Source organism: Thalassorhabdomicrobium marinisediminis (assembly GCF_003072065.1).
Lineage (GTDB): Bacteria > Pseudomonadota > Alphaproteobacteria > Rhodobacterales > Rhodobacteraceae > Octadecabacter > Octadecabacter marinisediminis.
Genome location: NZ_QCYG01000002.1, coordinates 1 through 16,409, shown reverse-complemented (window position 1 = coordinate 16,409; position 16,409 = coordinate 1). Strand labels below are relative to the sequence as shown.

Annotated in this window: 10 protein-coding genes; 7 read left to right on the top strand and 3 right to left on the bottom strand. The window is 55.7% G+C overall.

From position 1 onward, the window contains the following. Positions 1-732 precede the first annotated feature (732 nt). The 5 genes from DC363_RS02455 (at position 733) to DC363_RS02435 (ending at position 8,002) form a co-directional block, all read left to right on the top strand. Positions 733-1,959 (top strand): IS256 family transposase, encoded by a 1,227-nt coding sequence (locus DC363_RS02455; protein ID WP_108639556.1) that lies wholly within the window; start codon positions 733-735, stop codon positions 1,957-1,959. A gap of 701 nt (positions 1,960-2,660) precedes the next feature. Continuing rightward, a complete protein-coding gene (locus DC363_RS02450; protein WP_108639555.1) occupies positions 2,661-4,163 on the top strand; it encodes a hypothetical protein in 1,503 nt (500 codons plus the stop codon). A gap of 137 nt (positions 4,164-4,300) precedes the next feature. Continuing rightward, positions 4,301-5,008, top strand: coding sequence for a hypothetical protein (locus tag DC363_RS02445; protein WP_146180735.1), 708 nt, complete (start codon positions 4,301-4,303; stop codon positions 5,006-5,008). Beyond that, on the top strand, positions 5,008-6,327 hold the full coding sequence (locus DC363_RS02440) for a hypothetical protein (RefSeq protein ID WP_146180734.1): 1,320 nt from the start codon (positions 5,008-5,010) through the stop codon (positions 6,325-6,327). Before DC363_RS02445 ends, DC363_RS02440 begins: the two co-directional genes overlap by 1 nt. 34 nt (positions 6,328-6,361) lie before the next feature. Next, positions 6,362-8,002 carry a thermonuclease family protein gene (locus DC363_RS02435; protein ID WP_108639552.1) on the top strand — a complete coding sequence of 547 codons (1,641 nt, stop codon included), beginning with the start codon at positions 6,362-6,364 and terminating at the stop codon, positions 8,000-8,002. A 362-nt stretch (positions 8,003-8,364) separates the two neighbouring features. Here the strand turns inward: DC363_RS02435 and DC363_RS02430 are convergent, their stop codons facing one another. The 3 genes from DC363_RS02430 to DC363_RS02420 are packed head-to-tail and all read right to left on the bottom strand — an operon-like array spanning position 8,365 to position 13,612. Next, complete coding sequence (locus DC363_RS02430; RefSeq protein WP_108639551.1) at positions 8,365-9,987, bottom strand: DUF7662 domain-containing protein; 1,623 nt, start codon at positions 9,985-9,987, stop codon at positions 8,365-8,367. A gap of 17 nt (positions 9,988-10,004) precedes the next feature. Next, on the bottom strand, positions 10,005-11,183 hold the full coding sequence (locus DC363_RS02425) for a 3'-5' exonuclease (RefSeq protein ID WP_146180732.1): 1,179 nt from the start codon (positions 11,181-11,183) through the stop codon (positions 10,005-10,007). Continuing rightward, positions 11,180-13,612, bottom strand: coding sequence for an Hsp70 family protein (locus DC363_RS02420; RefSeq protein ID WP_108639549.1), 2,433 nt, complete (start codon positions 13,610-13,612; stop codon positions 11,180-11,182). Before DC363_RS02420 ends, DC363_RS02425 begins: the two co-directional genes overlap by 4 nt. Positions 13,613-14,164: 552 nt before the next feature. Between DC363_RS02420 and DC363_RS02415 the strand changes: the two genes are divergently transcribed. Continuing rightward, entirely contained in the window at positions 14,165-15,769 is a 1,605-nt protein-coding gene (locus tag DC363_RS02415) for a hypothetical protein (protein ID WP_108639548.1), read from the top strand. 138 nt (positions 15,770-15,907) lie between these two features. Then, positions 15,908-16,285: a hypothetical protein gene (locus DC363_RS02410; RefSeq protein ID WP_108639547.1), complete on the top strand. Its 378-nt coding sequence runs from the start codon at positions 15,908-15,910 to the stop codon at positions 16,283-16,285. The last annotated feature ends 124 nt before the right edge of the window (positions 16,286-16,409 follow it).

The following is a 16,409-nucleotide window of genomic DNA, read 5'->3' as shown; positions in this document are numbered from 1 at the left end:
AGGCGTTCAGTCAAATATGCGATCTCAGCCTCCAAGGTCTGCACTTTCTTGGCATGTGACCTCTCAAGCACTACGAAATCACGATCGCGAATAGCGAATTGCCGGATACTCTGCTCGGTCATCCGAGCGATCTGTGCCTGGACGAGATTTTGCATTGATTGTTCTAGGCCGGCGATAGCTCGGTCGATCTGTTCCTGAACCTCATCTGGTAGTGGGTCATCATTGGACTGTTCTTCGTCCCGAGTGATGCAGTGGGTTTCCCAAAGATCCCGCACCCTCGCATACTTGCCTTTGCCGCCAAGCTCCTTGTGTATGTCAGTCGCTGAGACCTCGCCGCCACGGCGCACCAGCAGGTTCTCCCCGGCTTCGATGATTTCGGCATCGGTGTATATTGGTTTTCGCATCGTTCTTCTCCTGTGTTTTTCATCTCAGGAGTGATGTGGGTCTGCTCGTGGGATCACGGAAACAAACTTTCTAAACTTTCTCCGCACGTCGCAGTCGCAAGGTTTTTAAGTCTGTATGTTGGTAAGTTTGTAGGTCGGTAAGTTGGAAAGTCAGTAGGTTTGTAAGTCGTTTAGACTGTTGGAAGGGCGACGCGACACTGATGCCGTGAGCTTCAATGCTAACTGAACGGTCGTGTCGCGAAGGTGGTGGAAATTTGAAGGGGGCGTAATCTCCGGGTGAACTTGAACGCACCCAACCGGCGGCAGCAACCGCCAGGGAGATCACATCATGAAGAACAATACCGATATTGCCGCGCTTTCGCTACTGGCCAATGAAGCGGGTTACGATCCGATCGAGGATCGGCTACGAGAGAATATCCGTGCCACGATCGAAGCGGTCTTCGAAGAGGAGCTGGACGCGTTTCTGGGGCGCTGCCGTTATGATCGGGGCTCCAATAAACCTACGGGCTACCGACACGGTCATCGCGAGCGTCAGCTTGTCGGCACCTTCGGCGCGGAAACGGTGAGCGTGCCACGCGCCCGCGCCATCGATGAGACCGGCAAAATTACCGAATGGCGCTCGAAGGCGCTGCCGCGCTATCAGCGGCTCACCAAAAAGGCTGCGGCCCTGATTGCTTCGGTCTATCTGGCCGGGACCAACACGCGGCGTGTGAAACGGGCGCTGTATGGGCTGTTTGAAGGGGCGGTGAGCAAGGATGTGGTCAGCCGCGCTTGGCGCAAGGTGAAAGTCGACTGGGACGCTTGGGTCACGCGCAACCTGGCCGATGAAGACATCGTGCGGCTGATCCTCGACGGCACGGTGATCAAAACACGCATCGACAGACGCGCCACGAACATATCGGTGCTGGCTGCCATAGGCGTGCGCCGGGACGGACAGAAAGTGCTGCTTTCCATCAAGAATATGGGCGGCGAGAGCAAAGCAGCCTGGGGTCAGTTTCTCGGCGATCTTGATGCGAGAGGCTTGAAGCGACCGGAATTTGTCATTGTTGATGGCGCCCCCGGGTTGGAGGCGGCACTCGTCGCGCTCTGGGGCGAGGAGCTACCGATCCAGCGCTGCACGGTTCACAAGCACCGTAATCTTCTCGGCCACGCCCCGAAACGGATGCAGGACGAACTCACCGAGGATTACCGCGACATGATCTATGCCAACACTGCAGCCGAAGTCGAAAGCCGTCGCAAGGCCTTCCTACGCAAATGGCGGTTGAAATGCCGCGCGGTTGCGGACAGCCTCGAAGAGGCCGGGGACCGTCTGTTTGCCTTTACGCGGCTGGACCCATCACAGTGGAAGTCGGCGCGGACGACAAACGCCATCGAGCGCCTGAACGAGGAGTTCCGCCGCCGCATCAAGACCCAGACCGTCCTGCCCTGCGCTGAAACCGTGCCGATGCTTCTCTGGGCGCTGATGGCATCGGGCCAGATCCAGATGCGCAAAGTGGATGGTTGGGAAACCCTGGCTCAGCCCATCGCTCCGATCAGCCTTGACCTCGCGGCCTGATCAGGCCCAAATCCACATGCTCGGAGAACGCCGCCGGAGAATTTCCACCAGATTCGAGACACAACCAACTGAACCGGAGCCAGCCCGACCGCCGTGCACTACGAACTGTTCCGGATGGCTCATCTGCTCGGGGGCGCTTTCTCAGTTGGCGGTTAGAAGGCGCCACTTACTTAATCCAAGGCAGCAATAGGACCTCGTGGATGAGTGCGATCCGCCGAGGGCTTGCGCGAATTGATGAGATGCATTTCTCCAAAGATGGCTTTGACGTTGGCTTGTCCTGAAGACTGTGTCAGTCTGACTTTGCTTCTAATCGTTGAGAAGTGCAACTTCCGATTGATGTCCGCATTCCCGACACTGCAGTGCAGCGCTCCAGTGGAAGATTAAGGCCCGATAAAGAAGTTAAGTTGGTAGCAGCTCGTTTTTGCACAGGTGCGGCTTCCAAATGGAGATGGGCGAATGGTGGGTTCGGAAATAATGACACTGTGGTGGATGGACAAACCAGCGAGCGTGGCGATGGTGCAACCACTAGGGGCTACTTGAACAACTGATCAGCTCGAGAAACTGGGAAATTAAGCGTCGGCCGGAGGTTAATCTATTGATCTTACCGGCATCTTCCCCGAAACTCCGAGGCGCTGACTGACGATACTATGTCGGGGGCAGCCAAGAAAAGGCTGTGTTTCGTGTTTTGAGAGGTCTTTTGTTTGCTTGAGAATTTGAAGAATTTATTCGCGACAGATGCTTTTGCGCCCGGTTCGTCTGTTTTCCCTACGATTGATTCCAGTGCCATCGCCAACTCGCTACGGCTGGAAGAGCAGGGCCGCAAACGAGGCAAGCAGAATCAGCCGCCTGCGGACACACTTAACCGAGACAACGTCGAGATGAAGATCATCGAGCGGGTCGAGGAGCTGCGCCGAAAGGGGCTGCAGAACTTCGAAGAACACCTGCGCGTCTATCGAGAACGCCTAAACCGGGCATCCGAGGCTCGTAAGGAGGTTGAGATTGCCGCTGGTAAGGCAACCTCAGATTTCCGGGCAGAGGTTCGCATTTGGACCGCGCGCCTGACTACGCCCAAGGAAAGAGTCAGCAGGGCCCATAAATACCGCGACACCTTTCGTGATATCCACGGTATCCCTGATCGTGAGGCCAAGCACTTTGCAGGCTGGATGAAAACTATCGCGGTCCTGATGCTACTGCTCGTGATAGAGGTCATCCTCAATGGATATCTATTCGCTCAGCGGAATGAGCTCGGTATGTTGGGTGGCATAATGGCTGCGACACTCGTTTCGATTGCCAACGTAGGCGCATCTTTTGTATCTGGCCTCGGAAGCCGATGGGCTATCCACCGCAACTTCGCCGCCAAGATCTTCGGACTTGCAGTTTTCCTTTTTTGGTTTGCCTACGCTCTCGGTTTCAATCTTGGAGTCGCGCATTTCCGAGACTCCGTCGAGATGATCGGCGATTGGAGGGAGGCGACCAGAGCGGGTCTCGAGAACCTGACCTCCAATCCGCTTGGGATCGAAAGCGTCGAAAGCTGGCTTCTGATCGTAGTGGGTTGCCTGATCTCGCTCTTCGCCTTCCTGAAGGGTCTGGCAACGCTTGACGTCTATCCAGGATATGGAGCCGTCGAGCGAGACGTTACTCGGGCTCGCGACGAATACGCGGAAGAACTCGACGAGGCGATTGCGGATCTTACGCAGAAGCGTGACGATGCGATCGAAGAATTGCGTGAAGCTGACACGCTGGTGCGCCGCGGAATCAACGAGAGTGTTGATGCGCTCTTTGGCCAGAGCACGCTGGGTTCGCATCTGAATGCATTCCTAGAGCAATGCGATGTAAAGGCCCAGACATTGCTCGCGATTTATCATGACGCCAATCTTGCGGCCCGCACGGAACCCGCGCCCAAAACCTTTAACGAGGAATTTCGCTTCGAGCCTTTCCACAAGACCGACGCCGAAGGACCTCGTCGCCAGGATGCGGAAAAAGAGCGTGCGGCGATCACAGAGTCCGTCGATGAGACGATCAAAAAGATTTTCGATGAGGTCAATCACTCGATTGACGAATACCGCTCTATCGAAGACATCCAAGGCAATTACATACCTCGGCCCCGTCAAGTTCAGCCTGCGAAAAACCCCGAAGAACAAGTCACTTCCGAGACTCTGGAAGGTGATGCGGACGTTGTTGCCCAACGCAAGGGAGGCCAATGATGGCACGGCCTCGCAAGCGTCGCTCCGCCCGCAGATCGTCATCGCGACGCCGGAGCTCGTCCGCCAGCGTCTTGAGCACAATTGGCTGGGGAGTGGTAATTGTCGTAGTCGTAGCCCTTGTTATAGGCGGATTCTGGTTGGCTGACCGCCAAAGAAAGGCAAATGCAACCGATGCGGTGACGCTCTGCCCCGTAGAAGGGCCCACTGGTGCGATGGTGGTCCTTCTTGACTTGACCGACCCGCTGACGCGGTCACAAGCCAACCAGCTTCAAACTTGGCTTGGTGACGAAATTGCGTCCTCACCCCGGGGAACGTTACTCTCGGTGGGAGTTGTCTCTGAAGATCCTTCCGATTGGGGAGCGCGCTTTGCCAAGTGCAAGCCTCAGACAGCAGAGGACGGAAACCCCCTCATACAGAATCCATCTATTTTGGGCGAGACTTACAATGATGAATTCTTGCTGCCGCTTCATGAAACCCTCGAAAAGATGATGCAAAGCGAAACCCAGAACACCTCTCCGATCATGGAAAGCCTGCAGGCGCTCGTCTCTGGAACCCCGAACTTCACGACCACGCGCCTAAGGCGCCTTGTGATCGTCTCCGACATGCTTCAGAATAGCAGCGTGCTGTCATTCTATCGCTCAGAGGGGTGGGAGCATTTTACCGAAACCCGTGCGCACGAGCGCCTCGCTGGCAATCTCGACGAGGTCGGGGTGACGCTTCTGCGTATTCCGCGCACCTCCGCCAATATTGGTGACCCTCTAAAGGTCGATACATTCTGGGCACGGTATTTCGACAGTCAAGGAACGTCGGCACGGTTCGATGTCCGAAATCTCGGGGATCTCTGATGGCTTTATCGCGCAGAACACGCATGCATGCCGTAAGCCCGCGCGACAGTCTCGATCGCGTCGCCTTTATCTTGGCCTTTGCAGCTGGCACAGTGGGCTCGATCACTCTGAAAATGCTGAATATCCATCCTTTTGGAGTGGCTGTCTTTGCCGCCATAATCCTGTGCGGATACGCGCTCACCTCCTGGTTCTCAGGTAAATTGATGCTGGAGCCCGAGGTTCTGGGCGACAATTGCTACTATCTGGGCTTTCTCTTCACTCTCGCCTCGCTGGGCTATACGCTCTACCAGGTTGCAGCGCCGGGACAGGCAACAGCGCAGACCGACCTCCTTCCGGAAGTCATCTCTGGCTTCGGCGTTGCGCTCTCGTCAACAATCGTCGGTGTTTTCCTGCGTGTGCTCCTAATGCAAATCAGACCCGATATCATGGTGCGCGATCGCGAAACTCGGCGGGAACTACAGGACCAGGTGCGCGACTTCCGTGTGGCGCTATCGGAAAGTGTGCAAGACATCCGGACATTCTCGACGGAATCTATTCAGATGGCCGTCGAGAGGGAGGCCAAAATCGCTGAAAGCATCAATGTCGCAGTCAAGCGCGCCGAAGGGCGGATCGCAGAAAGCAGCGGCATAATAACTGACACACTTAAGTATACCGTCGAGCGCCAGTCGCAAACGATCTTCGAAGATATTTCGAAAGCTGTCGGCGACAGCACGAAGACGGCCGTCGAGGAAATGCAGGTTGGTCTCACCAAGATCGGTGAGAGCGCAAAAAGCCTGAGCGAGGCACATATCGGAGCCCTCGAAGAACAGCGCGACAACGCTGCTAAGACCCAAGAAAGCCTTGCAGCGATTGAAGATAGCCTGTCCTCTCTTTCTAAAAGCCTTCGCACGCTCGATGACGATCTGCGCGATGTGCCGATCACCAAGAGCATGGCATCATTCAAGGGTAAGCTCACACGAAGCACAAATGATCTCGCACGTTTGACCGAACGCATCAGCGAGGTGTCCGAAAACGTGGAAGCAGATCTTAGGAAAGCCGCCAAACGCAATCGTCACGACGCCGCCAGGCTCGATGAGAACGTCAGCCCGCATGAGAATGCCACTCGGATAGCCACCCAATCCGATCAATCGGTATCTCACGCCATCGCAGCAGATCCGAAAGCAGGTGGCGAAGCACCTCAAGGGGGGCGGCCAATCCTAAGCGTGAGTCCCCCTGGAGCAGCGGAGACTGGCGAAAGTTCTTCCCACCCCACTTTACGAGCCGACAGCTCTTCCACCCAGCGGTCGTTTTCCGGCCGTCGCACACCGGGTGACGGGTGATCCCGACATTGATAATTGACGAGTAGGCGTCCAAATGGCCATTTCCGACCGCGAAAGCATGGCAACCGCAGATCGCAATTATCGCCGTGGAGCCATCATGGGGCTCACGATCGCAGAAGCATTTATCCTGCTCGCCTTCTGCCTATTGCTGCTATTTACCTATTGGCAGGCCAGGGCGGAGGAAGAAAAAGAGATTCTGCGTCAGGAAAAGGAGGAAATCATCGCCTCTTACGGAAATCTGTCGCCTGATCAACAAGCAGAGCTGTTGGCAGCCTTCAACGATGGGCGCATGGAAGCTCTGGTTACCATCGAGGGGGCTGGGGTCGACATTCGCGAGGCAATGAAGACCATCGAGCCAGAGGAGTTCACCCGCTTTATTCAAGAAGAGCAGCTTCAACGTATTCTGGCCGGCGCTGCCAAGCTCGACGAGGAAACACTGGTCGAACTGTCAAAGCTTGTCGAGATTGGCGAAAACGACATGATCATACGCGCCCTGGCTGCAGCCGAGAGCGAATTTGAGGAAGGAGGTGCCGATCAACGTCTCGCGGACATCTCCGAGGTTCTGGTTCGGGCAGAGCATGAGCAGCGGGCACTGACAAGAGCGATCCGCGATGAGCTGGGATATCTCGTAGACGAGATCGGTGGCCATATCGAGCCCGATGGCTCGATCGTGCTACCTGAGGGCGTCGTTTTCGAGCGGGGCAAGGATCAGATCACACCAAAGCTCAGAACCTTCCTGTCGGCCGCCTGCGCACCTTGGCTCGAAGTCTTGAAGAGTTCCGGTCTCGAGATCGCCTCCGTTCAGATCGAAGGCCATGCCTCGAGCGAATGGAGCCTCACCAGCACGCCGGACGAGGCTTACCGCAACAATCTCGATCTCTCGCAGCGCCGTTCGCAGAACGTGCTCAATTCTTGCCTCGATTTCGTAGATAGCGAAGACACGCAACGTTGGGCACAGGCGCACCTGGTTGCTATCGGCTATTCCTCCGGCAAGCCGGTGCTCACAGAGGACGGGCTCGAAGATGCCGAGCATTCTCGTCGCGTGATCTTCTCAGTCGCCCTCGACCGGGAGAGGGTTCTCGATGAGATCGAAAGGGAGACGGCGCCATCGCCAAACAGCGCGGACATCGAACCCAATGGGTCTCCCGAAGTCACCGACACAATCCAAGAAAGATTGTCGAGTGAAGCCGGCGCTAGGAATCCGCTCGATGACGTCCCTGAGGAGGCGCTCGAGACAAGCACTATTGACGATCATCGCACCCGCGGGCAGGCGGACGTCATCGGCACCGCATCCGTGGTTGATGGAGACACAATCGAAATTCATGGGCAGCGTATCCGGCTTCATGGTATCGATGCACCTGAATCCAACCAGCCCTGTCGAGGCGCCGAAAGTAATGTGTATCGCTGCGGGCAGCTTGCCGCCAACGAACTCGACACATTGATCGGCAGAAGTTCTGTGGAATGCTGGACCCAGGACGTCGATCGCTACCGGCGCCTTGTCTCTGTCTGCAAGCTCGGAAACATCGACATCAACGCCTGGATGGTAACGCAGGGATTTGCGGTCGCTTACCGGGAATATTCACTGGACTATGTTGCGCTTGAGAACGAAGCCCGCGAAGGTCAAATAGGTATCTGGGGCAGCAATTTTCAGATGCCGTGGGATTACCGGAACTGAGTGAAAACATCTCTTTCGGTCAGTATTCGCACTTTCGGTTCAATGAAGGCCTCGAAATTGTCGTATGCGGTGCGCCGTCCCCACACTTTCGAGCTGACGTCTGGTCTGCGGTTCAGAGATCTCTCTGGTTGGATGTTAGCTTTCGGTTGGGAGCTACAAGCGAGATACTGGCGAGGGTTCCGCGCCGGGCGGACGGCAAGCCTTGTGGTTTTGCAGGCCGTGATCCAGTCGGTGCGCCCAATCGCTGTATTGCTTTTTTCGCTACGTGAAGGATCAATGGGTGGGAAGCGCGGTTCCAGAACGGCCAGTGCTCCGCTCGTTCCTGGATCGCATTCAAACCAAAAGTGTGCTTCTCCGAGATGTTACAACCCAACAGTAGCCCTTTCAAATCGCACCCAGGCCTCTTCAAGGCTGACCTCGGATACGGAAAACCCCGCATTGGTCCAAGCTTTCACTTGTTGCCCCTTCGCGTCGTTCGACCAAAACGAGCTGGGCTTGCGCGATGCCTCAGGCAATTTTTTATTTCCAATTAGCATGTTATCGATTTCAACAAACTCGAGCTTCTTGGATCGCGTCGATGGCTCGATAGACAGAAGATGTTCGTAAAGTGGCGCATACATCCCTGTGACGACACCATCATGCCCTGGTGATCTTTGCCCAGATTGTTCGTGGGTTGCCGAAGCGTGATCCTCATCTTTAGGCTCCGCATCCGGCGCATCGGCAGCTACTGAAGGAGGAAATAGCGATTGCTGACCTTCCTGGTTCTTATCCTGACGTTGCCCGGCGGTAATCGGGGCCGTGGTGGGCAAAAAGCCGCTGTCGTTCGTGGCTGTGCTTGCCGCCGAGCAGACGGGGATCTGCGGGGTATCGGTAGTTTCTGTTTCTCTCCTGGCTTGAGCAGTGGCCTGCTCTGAGACCTCGGCTGCGCCGCACGCTGCCTGCGCACCGCCGTCGGCAACGGTTAGCTCTTCGTTGCCGGCTTGAGGGGGCGTTCGCCTCGTTTGCACGTCTTCATCAGGACCCTGGAACGAGCCGTAATCCACTGAGTTTCCTGAAAATGGTTCCGGACCACTCCGGCCCGTCAGGCTTTTCTTGAGGGCCTGTATGATCTCGCTGGGGAGGCGTTCACCCAGAATCTGGACCAGCATAGTCGCGGATCCGGAATCGCGCTCTTTTAAGAATTTCACATCAGCAGTAAGCGCGTCGACATCAAGGGCCGCGCCGTCACGCTTGATGACGTATCGTTCATGTTGTTTCAGAGCCGCAAAGGCCAGAAGATCTGACGGTGTCTCTTGTGGATCATGTAAGCCCCCGACGAATTCGCACAACAACGGCGCCGCCGCCAAGAATGACTGCTCGACATTGAAGTCCTTCTGGAGGCAGCGGATTTCTTCACTGACACCGGCGGGAAGTTCGATGGTGACATGCGGACGCGCGTTGACCGAATTTAGCAGGCAAGCCCAGCCGTAAAACATCGTGTCCCGCGATTTCGCGATTTTTTCGCGGTCGATCCGGCTCTCCTGGGACCGAACCCATTCTGCCGACCAGTCATCCGGCTTGAGCGAGAACAGTTGCGTCAGGGTTTCACCCTTGGCCTCCCTCTCGGCCTTCTCGACGGCGTCTACCCAGCGAAGCCAGCCATTCGACATGGAACTGAGCGTAATCCTCGAGTCCGTAGCCTTTGCATCGTGGCCATGGACGATACAGGCCGTTTCCGTGAAGGAATGGAATGACCGGACCATCTCGATGGAAAGTCGCTTTCCAAGTTTCATGCCGTTCGCACCAATCCGGTCCAGCACATCCGGTTCGAGTATCGCCAAAACGAAGCTGTTGGCCGAGGTTCCGAGATCGGGCGCGCCCAGCATCAGTTCGGCGACGGCATCTTGCTCTACGGTTTTCTCTGGCGACCAGCGGGTGATCCGACGGTCGTCCAAGCGAATACCTCCGGTGTTGATCAGCCGAACCCATTCAAGATAGCTCAGCACGACAGCTTCTTGACGTGTCAAAACAGGTCTTCCTCTTCTTCGGACACAGGTTCTTGGTAGTCCTTGAATACCACGGCATCACGCGGCAATAAATCTACCAAAGGGTGGGGCTTCTGCCCTGAGTGACTCATAACCAGACGCTCGCGCGAGCGGGTCATGGCGACGAAAAACAGATTCCTCTCAAGCTCTTGTCGATCAAGTGTTGGATTATAGCGAACGATTTGCGTGTCGTTGTTGAGAAACGGCATATGGACCACGTCAAAGTCTAACCCCTTGGAGCTGTGATAGGTCATTATGAATACAAGTGGCCGACCGTCCGCGTCAGAAAGCTTTCCGATCCCGTTTCCAAAAAACCTGACAGCCACTTTGTGGTATTCGAAATGCTTGTTAAGGGAATTGTAATCTTCGATTTTGCCATTCTTAACCGAGATCTTCGGGCCGCTATCAGCAATATCCATGTCGATTGCAAGTTCTCGACAGAACTCCAGGATTGCGCCATGATGCGGAAGTAAGATAACCGCAGGATACTTGGGCCGAGCCATAGCCTTGGCTTCTTCGAAAGCCCATCGTGCTTCTCGTCGGGGGGTCGTAAAGCGTATTACACTCGCGCTTGCGTCGCGGATCTTTTGCACATCACCTTCGGCCAGAATTGTGTTCGGTAAGATGGACTTGACGGCCTTCACAATGAATTTCGTTACCCTAAAGAGCTCCAGAAGGCGTCTCTTTTCACAAGGTATTGTTTCTATGATCGCTTCTTCAGTATTGTCTGGCTCGTAGATGCGCTGTTCGCAATCTCCCGCAATTACGAGGTGACGGCACCGGCTCCTGAGGTCGACAAGCTCTTGACGGTCGACGTCCTGGACCTCGTCCAGAAGAAGAATGTCATACTTGCTTTCGTCTGAGTAAAGGAAACGCTTGTATGTGGAAACCGCGGCATCGGAACCCGCCTCCTTCACGGCCTGCTCAATCATTCCCTTCAAGGCATGGGTGTAGGTGAGGAACATGATGCGCAGATTGTGCTGCTGGGCCTCTAACTGTCGCGCTATGTGACAAAGCACGATCGTCTTTCCAGTCCCGGCGGCGCCTTGCACCCAGAACGCGCTCCCCTCTGGAGTTGCGCCTATCCTGTCCACAACCATTTCGATTGTTCGGACTTGTAGCGGGCTGATTTCTCCGGCTTTCCTAAACCAAGTCAAAATAGCCGCTCCCGACCGATCATTTTTCCGCGCCCCTCTGCTAAGTTTTCCTCGCGGAACACGGTATCTCGCTCTGCCAAAGCGTGTTCCCGGCGCTTGATCTCCGACTTGGCTCTTTCTGCGACGGAGCTTTTGCCGAGCTGCCGAGCTGCCTCGCGCAGACGACGCAATTCTTGCATGCTGGTGTCCGAGGAGCGCGTTCCCGCTTCCAATACCGTGATGATCATTTGTCGCAGCTTCTGCGCTTCATCAGGATCGCGATCTTCGATCATACTCGCAAGCATTGCTGCCGAACTCGTAAATTCAGGATCGTGCTCAAGGGCTTGCCTCAGATATTTTTCCCGGATCCCTCTATCGCGCTCCCCACAAGCCAGATTATGGGCATTCACAGCAGTGGGGCGACGCCTGTAAGCGATACCTGCCCATTCATGGCTTGCCTTGTCACGCCCCGCCATCGAGTAGTGGTAGCAGATGCTTGTAGCATGATCACTTCCGAGAGTGATCCGTTCCAAAGAAACGAGGAGGTCTGCCGCCAGTTCGTGTTCACCGGCATTCGCAGCAGCTTTGCTATAGGCCTTGACGACATCAGGTGAAGGTCGACCGTTATTGCGCAGCATTGACTCGTTGAACTTCTGCCGTTCCTTCAGCATTGCCAGCTCGCTGGGCGACGCTGCCGCATTTGAAAGCGGGTTCATAATCTCCGCACGGGCCGTCTGCCCTGCTACCTCAACGGTCACTTCGAGAAGTTTCTCCTTGCTCAAATGTCCCGTGACCGTGACAGCATCTCCCCCCTTGAATCCGGAGTGTCCAATGGGTTTCACTGTAACAATGCCAACCAGCCGATCACGCGCGCCCGAGCAAATCGGAACATCCAATTGTCTCTGCTCGCCTTCGGGAATGGACAGCTGAATGACAAACGGGGCTTCCGAAGGCACTGGCGTCGAAGCAGGTATCAGCGTCTCGATGGCGCCGCCTTTAGTCAGGACAGAAATGGCTTCTGAGGTGATAGGAGCAATGAAGTCGAAGCCAAAACCGTTCAACCCGAGGCTGTGAATGGCCGCTCCCTGCGAAACAAGGGCCCGCAGATTGCGAGGCACGACTTCCCGGACTACCGGCGGAAAGGCGTCCATCACGGCTGCCCGGATCAGCGGGTTCTGTGCACTGCCGCCGATGAAGAGCACTGCGTCGACTTCGTCGGGGTCCATGGACACTTTGTCCAGCACATCGTGAACAGGCCCAACCAAGTGCAGCTTGTCATCCGCACCGCTGCGCTCTCCGCAGAACGGTTCGAGAATGTCCAGGAACTGATGCAACGAAAGCGACGGCACGCTGATACTGATCACGTTGCCACGCATCTTGAAGGGAGCTACTGTCTGCGTTTCGACGACCATGTCAGGCAGCTTTCTTGCCCTATCAAGATGTCCCACGTCCTTGTCAGCCAGCATCTTGGATATCGTGACTTTCAGCTTCTCGGCGGCGGGCGCGAGTTTCGGCAGGATCTTTTCCTCGATATCGAGCGAATTCAACTCAACCTCGGAGCCATCGTCCTGCCGGAGCTGTCCGACCAGGACCCTTCTTGCGATCTCTCGGTCGATGTCGTCGCCACCAAGAGCGGTGAACTTGGAAATTGCCCGATTTCGTGATGTCACCCGCTCGCCGGAGATTGAGAAATCCAGTAGCGAGACATCGCAGGTGCCCGCACCCAGATCATAGACCAAAACACTGATCTTATTTTCGCGCGCAAGGGCGAGAAGTTCTGCGCCGTCAGGTGCTCGGGCCACCTCGTGTATGTAACTCAAGAACGCAGCATTAGGTTCGTCGATCAAGCAATTTTCGTTTACTTCGATACCACAGCCGCGAATGGCGGCCATAAGGTCGCGTCGCTGATTGGCCTGAAATGCTGCGGGAACGGAAAAAGCAAATCGTGCGTCTCCTTTGAACCCAAGACGAGCCAGCTCTTCATTTATGGCCTTCGTGAGCATCTTGAAGAATTCGCGTGCCGCATCAGCAGGACGTTCAATGGTTATGTTTGGCACCCGTCCGGCGGGAAGGACTGTTGCGGCAAATTCAGGGCCCAAGTCCAGACCGAGCCCCATTTTGAAAGACGAAAACGAGTTCCGACCTTCTGTCAATCGCGAACGGAGGTTGTAGGCATCTCTACCGAACAGAAGAGTTTCGTTACGAAACGCCAGCACGGTGTTGACGATCTCGTCACGAACGACGCCACCATGTTGGCTTGGTTGTGAAAGGGTGAGGGGACGAACTTCGATCCCTCGACCCGTTTCGTCTCTGAAAACAAGGCTTGCAACTGTCGTTGATGTCCCAAAGTCAATGCCGATAAACGCAGTGGAATTCAGTTCGTCGACACAGTTTACCAAGCCAGTTTGCGATCCAACCAGCCAGCCTCCGGAATTCGAAAAGTCACTCATTTTGGAAACAGCCTTTAAGTTCTCATAATCGAAGAGAGGCGACGTCCACCCCAGAACGATTCTATCGTGAGAATAGCTATCAACCAACACTGAGCGGAAGTGCAACCCACAGTTTCAGCACGATAAGTCTGGACCGTGACAAAAACATTTCAAACGAAGAGAAGCGAGCAGCCAAAGTCCTCAGTGAATGCGCCGTTTGTTTATCGTATAGGCACAAAATGCGAGTTCGCATGCCCAGCACGACCGGAAGCTTCGGCTGGCAGTGGCCATTCGCTTTAAGGTCCATGAACGGCAAGTCTGAGCCGCGAGTGCTCATCTAAACATGTTGCTACAATCCTCTCCCTTGTTGTTCGGAGCCGCGGAAATGAAGACACTCTAAGCACAAAAAGGAAGATGCCACACTCCGACAAGCACGGCGTTTCATGCATAGGTCCGCCCAGATTAGCGCTCTGTAGAGCTAAAGAAACTCAAGTCGTCAATGACACACTATGTGCGCCCGTAATTTCAGCCCTGATTTTTCCGTGATCTCGAGCGCGGACGTATCTCCTCGAGATGCAGCATGTATCTCATCAAAAACTCGCCCCGCTCGACCAGATTGTCGACCTGAGGGGCGAGGATTATTACCGCCTTCTCCACCCGCAAGCGGCTCGTGGAAAAGCTGTCGTGCTCTGCAAGCATAGCGGAGGGGTAGAGAACTACACGCTTGACGATGAGACGCTTCTTACGCAGATGCCGACGTTTCTCGACCGCACCAGCTATCTCACACTGAATCGGTTCTGGGGCGGAAGAAAGGCGCAGAAGCTGGCGGCGTTGAACGCGCTTTATGTCGATCTCGACTACTTCAATTCCCTACAATGGCGTGGCAAGGATGCCGGCACCGTTCAGGCGGCTCTTACGTCGACGCTGTCGGCTCACAACGTGCCCCATCCGTCGGTGATTGTTCAGACCGGTCGCGGCCTTGCGGCAATTTGGCTCATCAAGCCGATGCCCAAGAAGGCACAACCCCGGTGGAAAGGCGCCATGAACGCGCTGGTCGAGTTTCTAAGGCCCTTTGGTGTGGATAGGAGTTGTCGGGACGTCTCCCGCATTTTCCGTATTCCTGAAACCATCAACGAGAAGTCGAAGACTGCCGTTCGTGTGTCCGGTGGAACGGCTAAGCGCTATGGCTTCGATGGCCTAGCGGATCAGATTTACAAAGCGACTGGCCGTCCCGATCGCGCTGAGCTGGAGGCTCGAAAGAAACAAGGGAAGCCAGCCAGAACGCCCTGTCGAGCAATGCCGCGCGGTCTGTCGCAATCAATGCGCTTCAAGCTCATCCTCGAAGATCTGCTAACGATCAGTGACGCCCATGGGGGTGTCGTTCCGGAAGGCTATCGGAACACGTGGCTGCATCTCTATGCCACGTGCATGACGCACATGAGGGATGTCCCTGACTTAGAAGCAGAGATTGACGCCATTGCTGCAACGGCCACGCCTGGTCTGCCGAGGAGTGAGGTCACCGCGATAGTGAGGCAGGCTGTGGAAAAGGCGCGGCTTCCGGCGATGGGATCAGCGCCCTGTGAGGGGCGATATTATTACAAGGGCGCGACGATCGCAGAGCAGCTGGATATCACCCCTGAGTTGGCGCGCTCGCTCGACCTCAAGCAAGTTGTGCCGGCTTCAGAAAAGAAGCGCCGAAAGGCTGAAGCCGAGAAGCAGCGGCGTGCGGCAAAGGGCGCTGTCAGCCGCGATGAATACCTCGCGGCCAACACCGCTTCCCGAACGAAGCCCTGGCAAGCCATGGGCATCGGCAGAACGAAATATTACGAACTGAAGAAGGGGGGAAAGCTACCTGACACTGTCGTCGATGCATCGCGAACAACTCCGTGTCCGCTACTGGGGCGAAGCCCTGCACCACGGCGCAGGACAGAGGTAGAACAACGCTACACCAACGCCCACAAACGCCAAACACCGCGGACAGAGAGAAATCCAAGCAGCGAGCAGAACAGGCGACCCGCGACTGGACAAGGCAAGACAAGTCAATCGGCCTGTAAACGGCTCTGGCGCCTTCGAGGCGTTCCGCCAATGGGTATCAGGCAGGCAGGGGTGAGACGTAAAGGCTGCAATCTCAAAGTTGAGGCCCGAGGCCCACCAATCTTCCCGCTGCCCTTTTGGTGAGAGCAGCGGGAAGATCGGCCGGCCTCAAAGAACTCAACCCCGAAGTCAATGACTTCACAATTCACGGTCTGGGAGAAAGGAGAATAGATCGTTTTGTCACCCGAGGCATCCCGCCGAGGGCACCGAATGGAGAACACTATGTTCGATATTCCACAGCCAGCCACTGCGCTGCACCACTTTGCCGAAACCCACAATCAAGCCATTCAGAATGCAGCCTTGCTGCTCGGAGGTCGCCATTGGCTCGCACGAGCCCAAAGGTTGCTCACCGACCTGTGCAATCCGCACCCCCTAACGCGGCGCATCGCACGAGAGGCCAAAGCATTGCTCTCGCTTCTCGAGCTCGATCATGTCGACAAGTTGAACAGCATCGAAGCGGCCTGTTTCGCTATGTTGGATCCTGAGGATCCCTACGTGGAGGAGATCTGTCTGCTGACAGATTTGCTTCGCGATGCGCTCGACGACGCGGCACAGTCGGTCGCTTTAAGTGGCATGCGTTTTGAGGAGGGTCAGGTATGAGTGAACTTACACCTCAAGACCCGTTGCAGGCAGCAATCTTCCAAGCTTTGACAGCTTTCGAAAGGTTGTCAGAGGCGGTTGCAGCAACAGATGCGATTGTCGGAGATAAACTATGCGACGATCT

Coding starts and splice junctions, on each gene's coding strand:
- DC363_RS02415 (WP_108639548.1), top strand. CDS start 14,165: ATGCAGCATGTATCTCATCAAAAACTCGCCCCGCTCGACCAGATTGTC.
- DC363_RS02420 (WP_108639549.1), bottom strand. CDS start 13,612: ATGAGTGACTTTTCGAATTCCGGAGGCTGGCTGGTTGGATCGCAAACT.
- DC363_RS02440 (WP_146180734.1), top strand. CDS start 5,008: ATGGCTTTATCGCGCAGAACACGCATGCATGCCGTAAGCCCGCGCGAC.
- DC363_RS02435 (WP_108639552.1), top strand. CDS start 6,362: ATGGCCATTTCCGACCGCGAAAGCATGGCAACCGCAGATCGCAATTAT.
- DC363_RS02410 (WP_108639547.1), top strand. CDS start 15,908: ATGTTCGATATTCCACAGCCAGCCACTGCGCTGCACCACTTTGCCGAA.
- DC363_RS02455 (WP_108639556.1), top strand. CDS start 733: ATGAAGAACAATACCGATATTGCCGCGCTTTCGCTACTGGCCAATGAA.